The organism is Acinetobacter sp. UBA6526 (assembly GCF_002434875.1).
GTDB lineage: Bacteria > Pseudomonadota > Gammaproteobacteria > Pseudomonadales > Moraxellaceae > Acinetobacter > Acinetobacter venetianus.
Window position 1 is genome coordinate 1 of sequence record NZ_DJLC01000223.1, and the last position, 12,946, is coordinate 12,946.

The 12,946-nt window shown below is 38.2% G+C and carries 12 protein-coding genes; all 12 read right to left on the reverse strand.

The window, feature by feature from the left end; genetic code table 11:
• Positions 1-47: 47 nt before the first annotated feature.
• Positions 48-962 (reverse strand): hypothetical protein, encoded by a 915-nt coding sequence (locus tag B4237_RS15095; protein WP_278595839.1) that lies wholly within the window; start codon positions 960-962, stop codon positions 48-50.
• Between the two features lie 20 nt (positions 963-982).
• Positions 983-2,107 carry a toxic anion resistance protein gene (locus B4237_RS15100; protein ID WP_278595838.1) on the reverse strand — a complete coding sequence of 375 codons (1,125 nt, stop codon included), beginning with the start codon at positions 2,105-2,107 and terminating at the stop codon, positions 983-985.
• Positions 2,108-2,119: 12 nt separating this feature from the next.
• Positions 2,120-2,896 (reverse strand): hypothetical protein, encoded by a 777-nt coding sequence (locus B4237_RS15105; RefSeq protein WP_019384194.1) that lies wholly within the window; start codon positions 2,894-2,896, stop codon positions 2,120-2,122.
• A 122-nt stretch (positions 2,897-3,018) separates the two neighbouring features.
• Positions 3,019-3,435 carry a PaaI family thioesterase gene (locus B4237_RS15110; RefSeq protein WP_023013448.1) on the reverse strand — a complete coding sequence of 139 codons (417 nt, stop codon included), beginning with the start codon at positions 3,433-3,435 and terminating at the stop codon, positions 3,019-3,021.
• Between the two features lie 53 nt (positions 3,436-3,488).
• On the reverse strand, positions 3,489-4,472 hold the full coding sequence (locus tag B4237_RS15115) for a fatty acid desaturase family protein (protein ID WP_278595837.1): 984 nt from the start codon (positions 4,470-4,472) through the stop codon (positions 3,489-3,491).
• A 120-nt stretch (positions 4,473-4,592) separates the two neighbouring features.
• The gene (locus B4237_RS15120; protein ID WP_286943805.1) at positions 4,593-5,390 is read right to left on the reverse strand and encodes a PaaX family transcriptional regulator C-terminal domain-containing protein; all 798 of its coding nucleotides are present in this window, start codon (positions 5,388-5,390) and stop codon (positions 4,593-4,595) included.
• Between the two features lie 111 nt (positions 5,391-5,501).
• Positions 5,502-6,302, reverse strand: coding sequence for an undecaprenyl-diphosphate phosphatase (locus B4237_RS15125; protein ID WP_004878810.1), 801 nt, complete (start codon positions 6,300-6,302; stop codon positions 5,502-5,504).
• Between the two features lie 128 nt (positions 6,303-6,430).
• Positions 6,431-8,320 carry a M48 family metalloprotease gene (locus B4237_RS15130; protein WP_278595835.1) on the reverse strand — a complete coding sequence of 630 codons (1,890 nt, stop codon included), beginning with the start codon at positions 8,318-8,320 and terminating at the stop codon, positions 6,431-6,433.
• 103 nt (positions 8,321-8,423) lie between these two features.
• A complete protein-coding gene (gene purF, locus B4237_RS15135; protein ID WP_004878808.1) occupies positions 8,424-9,962 on the reverse strand; it encodes an amidophosphoribosyltransferase in 1,539 nt (512 codons plus the stop codon).
• A gap of 40 nt (positions 9,963-10,002) precedes the next feature.
• Positions 10,003-10,596, reverse strand: coding sequence for a CvpA family protein (locus B4237_RS15140; RefSeq protein WP_004878807.1), 594 nt, complete (start codon positions 10,594-10,596; stop codon positions 10,003-10,005).
• 1 nt (position 10,597) lies between these two features.
• Positions 10,598-11,605: a quinone-dependent dihydroorotate dehydrogenase gene (locus tag B4237_RS15145; RefSeq protein ID WP_278595840.1), complete on the reverse strand. Its 1,008-nt coding sequence runs from the start codon at positions 11,603-11,605 to the stop codon at positions 10,598-10,600.
• A gap of 230 nt (positions 11,606-11,835) precedes the next feature.
• Positions 11,836-12,946 (reverse strand): YadA family autotransporter adhesin (locus B4237_RS15150; RefSeq protein ID WP_286943809.1); only part of this gene is annotated, 1,111 nt, incomplete at its 5' end.

Consider the following 12,946-nt stretch of genomic DNA (forward strand, 5'->3'; position numbering starts at 1 on the left):
AAAACAGTATGTTTTTATGAGTTTGATCGGATAAACCGAATACAAGGCTAAGCATCAAGTTGATGTGCAATTCGATTACGTCGACTTTTTAAATGAGACGCTAAAAAATATAAAACCGTACTTATCGCTATTGTGACGAGCAGCAATCCCCACAACACCACATTTACGATTTGAGCGATAAGCTCAGCCTGTTGGGCACGTAAATCCAATGGCTGTGTCATTAATGTAATACTTTTGCCATAGAGCTGTTGTTGCATAACCCATAATTGCTCAGGCTTGAAATCGTACTTTTGGAACTGCGCAGGATTATTTCGCTCTGCATTAATTAGCTGATTTACATAAATATTGGCAGTTTTTCGGTCTATCGGATCATGCAATAAAGCGACTTGCGCCAACACATAAGCTTTCTCAGTTGCAGAAGCATTCGACTGATTCAAATCCTGTGCGATTTGGCTTTCGATAATATTATTTTTATAGCTCATCCACTGCTGATAAGCTTTTTCAGTTTCATCTTGCCAGTCATACTGAATATAACTCATACCTGACCATAACAGTGTGAAAGCAATGATCCAAGCAACGACTCGCAGTGTCCAAGCTTGAAAACGTTGTCGAAAAAAGTTTAATCTTTTTGCCCAACGTAGTAATAAAAATGCACCAATGAATGCAACGAATATTTTTATAAATAACCAGCCAAACCAAGACAGTAAATTAAAAAAATAATCTACTGGCTGTTTAAATGGAATTAGATCTTGAACATGGTAAGGCAAGTCCAAAGTTTGAACATGCATAGAAAGATCAAAAAAACGATAGACAAATTCTTTTTGGAAAAACAATGCAGTGATCGTCATTAACACCAAAGCACTGCTTAAAAAAAACCAAATCATCAGATGACGTTGGCGTTTTTTTAAAACCACTAAACGCTGATCAATTGGCTGTACACTGAACTCGTCTATCGATGACAATGATCTTTCCTCTGCTTAAATCATAATTGAGAAGATTGGCTATTTTCTAGAACCAGTTGATTCAAACTCTCTTGTAATGCACGTAAACGAGTCGTTGCTTCAGCACGTTTTTGCATTCCTTCTTTCTGAATCTGAATCACATCATTTACAGTTTTAATGAGGGTATTTTGCACATGTTCAAGGGTTTCGACATCAATCACCGAGCGCTGATTCGCTTTTGCGGTATCGACCGAGTTTTGATGTAATAATTCAGCATTTCGACGCAATAAATCATTGGTCGTGTCATCAATTGCTTTGGCTAACTGCACACTATTTTTTTGTTCCTGCAATGAAATCGCTAAGCTAATCTGGTTTTTCCATGCAGGAAGCGTAATGTTTTTGATCGCATAGAACTTATCAACCAACATTAAATTGTTGGATTGAATGATCCGAATCATCGGCAAAGTTTGCATAGCGGATTGTTGTAAAACCTGCAAATCACTGACTCGCTTTTCCAAATTATTTGCCAAATGATTTAAATCATAAATCTGCTGTGTTGTCTGTTGATCTTGCTCTTGAGTTGTAAGTGTTGAAATCTGTTGTTGAATGTCTTGTTGCTTCAATTGTCCAGCAGCAATATAAACACCAAGTTGTTTATATTCATCTTGAACGGCATCAAACATTTTGTCCAAAGTTCCAACCCGTGCTTTCAAACCAGACTGAGAACTTTCAATTTCTTTCACAAGAACATCAATCTGTTCTTTTGTCGTATTAAAGTGTTGGTCAAAACTTTGCTTTGCACCTTTAAACTTACCTAGCAATCCGCCAAAGAATCCTGAACTCTTTGATTTATTTAAAATGCTTGTCGTATTCAACTGCTGTGCAACGTGCACAACTTCATTTAACTTTTGCCCAGTTGCATCTAAGTCTTTGTTTTGAACAAGATTAAGCAACTCATCTGTATATGTAGATGTTTTATTGGCAATATTTTTACCATATTCAGCAACAACTGTCGTACTAATGTCAGCAAGCTCTTGATGTGCATCCATTACTTCTGCAAAGTCTTGAACCTGTAAGCCCAATTCTTTCAAGTTAAGTTGTTCAAAGCGTTGCTCTTGATTAACAACCAGTTCATTTGATGAATTGCTCAGTTCTGAATTAGACATAATATTCCCCTCTTATTTCTGTAATGATTTCTTAAGATTTTGAATGAGATGTTCTCTGCTTTTATCCAACTGTTCAAGTGTCTTTGTCGAATTGCTCTCTCGACTTTGTTCCAAATGATAGCGCCATGCTGGAATCAAAACCTGCTGTGCCTCTTTAAAACGATCTAATAAGCTAAATGATAAATGTTGTGATAACTGCATTTGTTTTAATGCAATATCATTACTGGTTTGTAAGGTTTGTAAGGTATTTATTTTTTTAGACAGTCGCTCTACAAAGTGATCTAAAGTTTGTTGCTTACTGAACTGAGGATACTCTTGCAAGAACTCTTCAGCAGCACGAATATACTCTGCCATTTGCTCTCTTAAACCGACAGCCTGCTGTAACCGTGATTGAGATTTTTGAATCTCTATCTGTAATTTTTGACTGAGATAATTTGCCTCATCAATTAAACGATCAAAATCCTTTAAGTATTTGATCTGACCAGCATCGTACTCGATGTCGATCCCTAGCCATTTTTGCAATACATTAAATTTTCGTTGACCCAAATACTTATTCGAACGAGACAGTTGTTGAATAATTTGATGAATAACTTCGCTCAGTTGCTGATTCAATTTAGGATCAACACCATTTAAGAGTACGCTTTGAGCTTGCACCAAATGATCAGCATAATGATTTAAACGATGCGGATCATTCAGCAACGGGACTAAATCATTACGCTTAATCGCCAAGATATGTTCTTGATTTATGTCAAGCTGTGATAAAGGAATTAAATCAAGCGGTATGGTCATAGAAGTAGAAAATAGTAAGAACAAATAAATTTGAACATTCTAGTTTTAGCATGTTCTTACTATTTCGCATACTGAATTGTTGTTATGTTTTGCACGATTGTTGATTGTTATTTTTAAAGATTTTATGATTTTTGTGGAATCGCATAGGTTCCAATCACATGAGCAACAGGCTCATCATCATCTAAAGAATAGAGCCAAACCTCACCTGTAACTAATGTTTTACCGACTTTAATCAGTTTACACACTGCCCGAATATTTTGATTACCATTCGGTTTTCGAAAGAAGTTAATGGTCATGTTGGTTGTAACCGCCATCGTTACCAAACCAATATGACCCATGATTGCCACATAGAGCGCGAAATCAGCCACTAACATCAGTGTTGGGCCAGAAACCGTTTGCCCTGGACGCAAGTCATCAGCATCGATTTGATACAACAACTGAGCACCTTTATGAGTGATTTCTTCAATGCTGGTTTTTTTAAGTGCTTGTGGAAACTCTTGAGCCAAAAACTCAATTAGTTCATTCTTTCCAATCTTCATCTGCTTTCCAAGTTTTTCAATGTGATGTTTTTTTAAGAGATCCGTTTCAAATTTTATTCGGCTTGATTTGAAAGCTCATTTAAAACTTGCCAATATGTCGGCGCTTCTTCGACATGACCTTTATTACGCAACATTTGATGCATCTGTGGTAATTTAAAATATGGAACAGTTGCCATCAAATGATGCTCTTTATGGAAATTCACATGAATCGGTGCAACTAAAGCCCGAGCAATATAGCCTGCCTTTGTGGTTCGGGTGTTGGTCAATGCACTATGACTGGTCTCCATACCAGCATGTTCAGCCATCGAACGAACCCGTAAAAACAATGGAAATGGTGTCAAATAAGCCAGCACCCAAAGTGCATACAGTTTAGGATGCCCTGATGCCCATAAAGCTGAAAATAAAGCTGCATTGGTTACAATCGCACCACCACTATTTTTTAAGAATGTTTTGGGATAATCAAACCAACGACGACCTTCTTGAGAAATCCAGCGACGGTCATTCGACACCGTCCACTCCATTTTCTCAACGTCCATCAATACCCGACCAACTGCAAACTTAAATCCAGTCACGCCAGATAAATCACGTATAAATTTACGCATTAATGATTTCTTCGTCGTCGGAAACCCTATCACAAGTGATAAATCAGGATCATCCACTGTAGAAGTCTTACTATGATGACGCAGATGATGGCCACGATACTTATGCAAATCATTCCAGATTGGACGAGCACATAACCAGTCCGTTAAAGTGTCATTTAACCATTTCGTTTTGAATAAACTTTGATGAGAAGCATCGTGCATGATGATTGCCAAAGCCAGCTGACGACCTGCCAAAATAATTAGTGCAGCAACACAGAGTAATAATTTTCCCCAATTCGGTAAATATTCCCAGAACCCAGCTACAGCAGCAAAAGTACCACCAATAACCGCCCAAGTAGAAAAAACAGCCCAACCACCATGCAAATCTGATTTAGTTGTTAATTCCGTTATTTCATCTCTCGTGAATAAATCACTGATTGCTATACGCGTATTCATATCCCTTGCCTACAATTGTTCTAATTTTATAAATACATAAATCTTAATTTTATTTTAAATTAAGTAATATTTCTGTCAATCTATTAAAATTTAATTTTTAGTAATATTTGTAATCAATCTTTACTCTAAACTGAGTTCATAAAACTTCTGCCACAATTCCAAACCTGTTCGATCTAGCTGTTGAACGCTTGTCGCAAATTGATCTCTTAGTTGCACATCAACAAAATCTTTGGGCAATAACGGATCATTCATTAATAGTGAAATTGTTTGGCGACCGAGTAATAACGATTCTCTAGCTGCTGCTTCCAAACTTAATTGACTTACCGTCAGCCTATTAATTTGAATCATTTGGCTATATTTTTTATAGTGCTGATTGAGATGCTCTATTGGCCATAACTGATAGATCTTTTCTACTGTGTCTTGATCAAAATGAGAAATCTGACAAATCTTGGCACTACTCTCTAAGCCTGAAGCTTTTAATTCAGTAAAAAGATGATCAAATGAAATGGCCAAATTATCTGGACGAATATAAATCCCTTGTTCTAATTCTTTAAAACCAAAATGTTTCAACGCTCGTTCTCGACGATTTAAAGCGGTACGATCGACGCGACCTAACTCACCTGTAAACACAGCTAAATATTGCTGATTCCATTTTTTGGTTTGTTTAATTCCGTTCTTACGGTTGAGCATCACATCTGCCCACTCATGTGATTGCAAAGTAAATTGATAAACCCCTCGTTCAATCGCCTCAATGACGCCATCACCAGACAATCGAGTTACCGCGACGCGTATGCTGTTTTCACTAATCTCAAAAAGTTTCCCTGCAATAATAATTTGTTTAATCGAGATCTCACGACCTTGTAGCCCTAGAAGTAAATCAATGATCAAATCACGGGCATTCATTTTTGCTATTGTCATGTTGCTATTGAACCAGTTTAAAAATAAAAGAGCGAAATTAAGGTGAAATAGTTTAACTTAGAATTTGCCTCTTTTAGTCATCTTTCTAAAAGAGGCTTATTTTTTAATTATTTATAGGAAAATGAACAATAAAATGATACCAAGCACAATACGATACCAAGCAAACACACGCAAAGTATGACGTTCAACAAACTTTACTAATGCACTCACCACAAGTAGCGCTGCAATAAATGCCGCCACAAAACCAACACCGATATTCAGCATGTTTTCTTGAGTCAGAACATCCGCATTACGTGCTAAATCAAATACAGCTGCACCTAACATGGTTGGCATTGCCAAGAAGAAAGAAAACTCAGTAGCTGCTTTACGCGACAAGCCAGAGAACATTCCACCAACAATCGTTGCACCTGAGCGAGATGTTCCAGGAATCATTGCAACACACTGCGCACAACCCACTAAAAATGCTTGTTTATAGGTAATTTTTGTTGCTTCAGTAGTTTTATGATCAAACTTAATAGACTCAACCCAGAAAATAATTAAACCACCGACTATTAAAGCAATTGCCACAACAAGTGGGCTAAACAATACGCTTTTGATGAAATCAACAGCGAAAATACCAATCACGACAGCAGGGATAAAAGCCAATAAAACACTAAAGGTAAAGTGTCTTGCCTCAGTATCTCCACTAAAGAAACCTTTAATCAAGTCCACAATCTTTTGGCGGTATAACCAACATACCGCCAAAATTGCACCCAGCTGAATAACAACTTCAAATACACGACCATCATCAGAATGGAAGTCAATCATATGACCAAATAAGATCAAATGACCTGTACTTGAAATGGGTAAGAATTCGGTAAGACCCTCGATAAAACCTAAAAATAAGGCTTTTAAAATTTCAATATGTTCCATAACTTACTCAAAAAGCGTAAATACAAAAATAAAAATAAATGGCAAGCTTACATGTAAATAAGAATATTTTATGTGACTGTCACGTAATAATTTTGACAGCACAATAAGCAAAAATTTATCAGTAGATTCTAGATAATCATCAAGCTGTTTTTCTTTTGCATTTGTTCAACAACATCTTTGGTATCAAATCCTAAACGCCAATACAGCAATTCCAAAACATCTAATTCGTCTTGAGTAATAATCCGATCACTCCACAAGCAGCGTTCAGCAATCGCCAAGATATTTAGACGATCACGTAATAACAGGCCTGAGACATCATTTAGGATTTCAGCTAAATCTAAAGGCTCATCTGAAATATCAGCAAAAGTTTGCATTTCAACTGCAGTTAAAATCTTTCTTAAAATACGCTCACGCACTTCTAACTGATTCGGGCTATTGATTTGTTGAACATGCAATAACGCATCAACCAGATGCACAATCTGCGATTTAACATCTTCAAAAGCTGTTGGTAAATGTGCAGGCATCAGGTTTAACTCATGTTTAACTCGTTCAAGAAGTAAAGCATCAAGTAAACCAACTTCACCATCTTCCTGAATGATACAAGCAAGCTTAGTTAAAAATTGGCGGGCAATACTGGTAGGCATATGACCAATATTTTTACAAGCATCATGGAAAATTTGCACATGAATACGGCCATCAAGATTCAACAAAGCATCTACAATCGCATGGCTCACAGGTGCATCTTGAGGAATAAATTCTCGATATTGACGAATCATCAAGATCGCCACCATCACTTCTCTAGAACCCGTTGCGGTCTGCATAGCACGTTGGATTAACTCTGGACGCTTTTTATTTTTACGCATTTCAGGATTCAAAGGCTTAATGGCATCATTCAACGCAAAACTTATTGGAGACAAGCGCAATAAAGGTAAAGGCTGCGGTGAACTCCAAGGTGTCGTAATATCGGTAATTTCTTCCTCTAATGATCGAAACAAACTGAATAAAGGACGATTTCGAAGTTTACGCAAATTCTCTAACTGTAAGTCTTGCAACAGTGTTGGATTCAGTTCGTAGATACGATCTTTAATACTTGGATGAATATTCATCCAGCTTTGCGGACTCAATGAATTGGCAAAGCACATATGTGAGATTGATTCAGAATAAGCACTATGAATTTGCGAACCAGTATGATGCACATAAATTCGCAGCAAAGTCTGGATATTGGCATTGTTATTCATCAACCGCATGGTTTTCAAATCATTACGGAAAGTTCGGCCACTCAAAGTCAAATATTTGATTAAACGAGTAATTAAAATACCCAAACTACCAATCAGCCAAATCACTCCACCGATTGCCACAAAAATCGTTTCAAACTTATTTCGATAGGAAGTTGCATAAGGGTTATAGCCTGCCTGAGCTAATTTACTTCCCCATTGACTGAACGTTGTTAGTCCACTGTATAAAATTTTAAGCTTGGTGTTTTCAACAGCTTCACCAGATAGAATTTGATTGAACTCATAACTAAGTAAGCCATACAGCTCAAGTTCATCTAAGTTCTGCAAAGCACCCCAAGTTAAAATAATCACAATATCCTGTGATTTAAAACCTGCTGTTAACGCGTTTACGCCGACTTCATCAGGTAAGACATAAACCGCTGGTGTATCAATTGCAAAACTACGCGCGACTTGCTCTACTACTTTAAGTGCGGTGCTTTCTTCAGGGGTACTTTCGTCAAAAACGAGACGACGAGCTTTTAATTGCTTGGCAAGCGAATGTCCACCTTCACGCAACACATAAAGCTCAGCACAAACAGACCAAACTAAGACAAAGAAAAGCAGAAAGATGAAATACGGACTGAGAACATGCCACCAAATCAGCTGGGTGTAATCAAAGAAATGCACCACCAAACCCAAAATTAAATTGAGAATAAAGACGGTTAATAACATTGCGAGAATACAGAAACTAACTGACCACGCAATATTCTTATTTTCAATTAAATAATGGCTCATTTCTTTCAATGTAAATTTTCCTTATTACATTGTTTCTATCCGAGGCATTAGCGCCTTCTGTATCATAAAATAAAAAAGCGGGAAATTCCCGCTTTTCTGGATATTAAAATGATTACTCTTCTTTAATACCTGTTAAATCCACTGAAGCTGCATCAATATTTACATCAATATAACCATCAGTTTTTTTCTTAGCCGTATCGCTACGTTTTAACTCAAGGTTAATTAAATAGTCGTTATCAATGCCACCAGCAACATAAACACCATCAAAGACAGAACAATCAAACTCTCTTAAATCAGGAACTTTGCTTGTACGCACAGCATTTTTCAGATCTTCAATTTCTTGGAAAATTAAACGATCTGCACCGATAATTTCACGAATTTCTTCAACTGTACGATCAGAAGCAATAAGCTCAGATTTTGCTGGCATATCAATACCATACACGTTTGGATACTTCACCATCGGTGCTGCTGAGGCAAAGAATACTTTTTTCGCACCAGAGTCACGCGCCATCTGAATGATTTCATTACACGTTGTACCACGTACAATTGAGTCATCGACTAAAAGAACATTTTTGTCTTTAAATTCAAGCTCTACCGGATTCAGTTTTTGACGAACTGATTTTTTACGTTGTTGCTGACCTGGCATAATAAAGGTACGACCGATATAACGGTTTTTCATGAAACCTTCACGGAACTTCACGCCTAAAATATTTGCCAACTCTAAAGCTGATGTACGGCTTGTATCAGGGATTGGAATCACAACATCAATGTCATGCTCCTCACCCCATTCTTTTAGGATTTTATGCGCAAGCTTTTCTCCCATTTTCAAACGAGCTTTATAAACTGAAATACCATCAATTGTTGCGTCTGGACGAGCAAAATAAACGTATTCAAAAATACATGGACGGTATTCAGGATTAACTGCACATTGCTTAGAGAATAATCGACCTTCGCTGTCGATAAAGATAGCTTCACCTGGTGCAATATCACGTTCAATTTTGAAACCAAGCGCAGTAATTGCAACTGACTCTGAAGCAATAATATATTCTGTACCTTGATCAGTTTCTCTTGAACCGTAGATTAATGGACGGATACCATTTGGATCACGGAAGCCAACCAAACCATGCCCTGTAATCATCGCAACTACACCATAAGCACCTTTGCAGCGCTCATGAACGCGAGAAACCGTATGGAAAATATCTTCAGGTGTTGGATTTAAAGTACCAATTTTCTGTAGCTCATGCGCAAATACGTTAAGTAATACTTCTGAGTCAGAATCAGTATTCATATGACGTAAATCTGTTTTAAACAGATCATCATGAATTTCAGCTGCGTTGGTTAAATTACCATTATGTGCAAGCGTGATACCGTAAGGTGAGTTTACATAAAATGGTTGCGCTTCTGCACTGCTAGAAGAACCCGCTGTTGGATAACGTACGTGTCCAATACCGTAGTTACCAAGCAAAGCACGCATATGACGAGTATGGAATACATCGCGCACCATACCGTTGTCTTTGCGGAGGAACAAACGCCCTTGATGGCAAGTAACAATACCTGCTGCATCTTGTCCACGATGTTGTAACATCGTCAAGGCATCAAATAACATTTGGTTCACTGGCGATTTACCGGCTATCCCAACAACTCCACACATAGCAACCTCGCGACAAGCTAGGAACGGGGTTTGACCCCAATTAATAAAAAGGATTTTTCGTCGAATGGTCAGCGCGCTGATCCGTAGCAGCACGTTCTGACTCGTCCATTTCAGTTGAAGGGCGATGCAATAGCGCACCTTCAGACCTCATTTGATCTAAAGCTTGATTTGCAGCATCTTTGGAAATTTCAGTCGCCAAAGGAGCATAAGGTAATAAAATCTGAATTAATTTTGACTGTTTCCAGTGGGGAGAACTATCCACCCAAGGTCCTACACCTTGCATGGCGATCAGAACAATCAATAGTCCTTTTAGAGAGCCAAAAGCACCACCTGCTAAACGATTTAATGGGCCCAGTTTTAAACTTTTCAAGAGCCCATTTAAAAGTGCGCTAACAATCCATGTACACACAACAATGATCAATACAATAAAAGCAAAAGCTGCAATTTTTTGCACAACAGGGTCTTGGCTGAGACTGCTCATTGCAGGTGCCAATATAACTGCGTACTTTGCCCCAATGATCAATGCAAATATCCATCCGACCAAGTTCGCAAAGGCTTTAATAAATCCTTGACGCAAACCGTTTAGCCCTCCAATGAGCAAAATGATCAGAATAATGATATCAAGCGTGTTCATTTCACACTGTCATCGCGTTAACACAATCTTTAATAAGCGTTGGACCTGTATAAATAAGGCCACTATAAACTTGAACCAAGCTCGCTCCTGCTTGCTGTTTTGCTACAGCTTGCTCACCATTTAAAATACCACCAACACCAATGAGTGGAATCTGTCCGTTCAGCACTTTAGCAAATTGACCTAAACACTCAGTACTCTTTTCAAATACTGGTGCACCTGACAATCCACCTGCTTCATTACCATTTGGAAGATTTTCAACACCATCACGACCAAGGGTCGTATTCGTCACAATAAGACCATCAATTTTGAACTGAATGAGTTGAGCTGCAATAAATGAAATATCTTCTGGTGTAAGATCAGGAGCAACTTTGAGCACTAAAGGAACATAATGATTATATTGTTCAGCAAGTTCTAGCTGTCGATCTTTCAAAGTTTGTAATAGCTCTGTAAGTGCATCACCACTTTGTAAGCTACGCAGATTTTTAGTGTTCGGAGAGGAAATATTGACTGTAATATATGATGCGTAATTATAGACTTTTTCTAAACAAATCAAATAATCAGAAACCGCTTCTTCGACAGGAGTATCCGCATTTTTTCCGATATTAATTCCTAAAATCCCTTTAAACTTTGATGATTTAACATTTTCAATCAGTTTATCAACACCATCATTATTAAAACCCATACGGTTAATAATGGCTTTTGCTTCAGGAATACGGAATAAACGTGGCTGGGGATTGCCAGCTTGAGGACGCGGAGTGATTGTACCAATTTCGATAAAACCGAAACCTAATGCTGCTAAAGCATCGATATGCGCACCATTTTTATCCAAACCCGCGGCCAGACCAACAGGATTTGGAAACTCGATACCCATGCAAGTTACAGGTTTTGCAGCAACTTTTTGATGCATAAAACCCAACTTATGCGCTTTATCAAGCATAGAAAGTGTGAGTTCATGTGCACGCTCTGGTGCTAAAGTAAACAACAAAGGGCGAGCCAATGAATATAACATACCAATCACAGTCTACTGATTTTCAAGTAGGCATATTATAGGCATAGGCTTAACAAAACGCCATGCCTGACAAGCGCTTATTTTGTAGAGTCGTTGCTTTAATGTTCCTTGAATATACAACTATGAAAATAAGTCGATACAAATCCTCTATTTTTTATTTACATCTCTATCAAATAAAAGTAGGTAAGTACCTTCGAGTACTTACCTACTTGTTATTCATACATGATGTGTTATTTCCAAGAATAGGAAACACCAGCACCTACAGCGGTTGTATTACCATTATTAAAGCCAGTTGAGAATGCGCCTTTAATTGCGACACCATTATCAAAGTAATGACTTGCTCCCACTGCAATCGCCGACTGACTATCGTAATAACCCATACCTACACCAATAGTTGAAGCTCCTGCTTCTGCAGGCATCGGAATATTTGTCATCGCACTAATACCAGCAATACCTTGTGCAGCAATATCACGATTCTTTCTAACGGTTTGATTGGTTTGATCTACACGATTTGATACATCCCTAAAACTATTTTCTAGATCAGTCACTTTTGTATCAGTGTAAGCTTTCGCATCTGATAATACTTTAGCATCAGCAGTTTTGTACTCTTGTCGCATGACGGTTTCACGGCTATCTGTATAACCTTTAGCGCTACTTAAAGTTGCCTGATCACCAACATCAGCATACGTTTTAGCATCACTTAGAACTTTTGCATCAACATCTTTCATTTGTTTGAGGTTAACTGCATCAGTATCTTGAACACCCGCTGCCACATGAATAATTTGACGCTCTTGACCTGATGCACCAACTGATACAGTGTTATCTCGATCTGAAGCAGAATCATTACCCAACACAACAGCATTTTTAGCTGAAGTATTTACATTATTACCAACAACAAAAGTTTTATCCCCTGTGATGGTATTGTCATTGCCGACTGCATAACTGTCGTTTGCCTGAATTACGTTTGGATCGCCGAATGCTCCTGAGCGGTTTCCTTCAACTTTGTTACCTTTACCCACTACAGTATTCGATTCTCCTGTTGCAGATGCTCCTGAACCAACAACCGTATTATTATTGCCATCAGCTATAGCACCATCGCCCAATGCTGTTGCACCTGCACCTGTCGCTTTTGCACCAGTACTAGATTCATTAGCTTTCGCATCTAAGAATGGTGACGAACCACCTTGACCTTGCTGTCCCTCTATCCATTGTTGTTCTGTGCCCGTATAGCCATTATCAACCGCAATTTCATAAGCACTCTTACCTGTCGCTCCAGTGTCACCTTTATCGCCCTTGTCACCTTGCGCACCCGTTGCGCCTGTCGCTCCAGTGTCGCCTTTA